General features: G+C 63.5%; 1 protein-coding gene. It reads left to right on the top strand.

The window, feature by feature from the left end; translation table 11 throughout:
• Nucleotides 1-211: 211 nt before the first annotated feature.
• Nucleotides 212-384, top strand: a 173-nt coding sequence (locus V2J85_RS41055) for a large conductance mechanosensitive channel protein MscL (RefSeq protein ID WP_330824450.1), incomplete at its 3' end; no start/stop codon positions are given.

The raw sequence follows: 384 nt of genomic DNA, 5'->3' as shown, positions 1-384 counted from the left end.
CACCACGGCGATCGTCCTCACCACCGCCGTCGGCATCCTTCTTTCAGGAGCTCCGCAGCTCGTCCTGCGCTTCGCCGCCGTCAACCTCTTCTGACGCTCCACGGACGCGGAAGATCGGTTTGCCCGCGCCCGCCGCCCCAGGGCATGGTTTTGGCTGCATACGTCCCGTACACGACGGCGACGCAGAGAAATCCATAGAGGAGAGAGAGCAGTGCTGAACGGGTTCAAGGACTTCATCCTGCGCGGAAACGTCATCTCGATGGCGATCGGCCTGGCCGTCGGAGCCGCCTTCACCGCTGTTGTCACCGGCTTCAGCAATGCTTTCATCACCCCGCTGATCGGCCTCGCGACCCGCGGTACCGGAGACTTCAGCAAGGCCACCTA

Origin of the sequence: Streptomyces bugieae (genome assembly GCF_036352915.1) — a bacterium.
Taxonomy (GTDB): Bacteria; Actinomycetota; Actinomycetes; order Streptomycetales; family Streptomycetaceae; genus Streptomyces; species Streptomyces endophytica.
The sequence above is the reverse complement of the archived record's forward strand: the minus strand, read 5'-3'. Positions and strand labels throughout refer to the sequence as shown.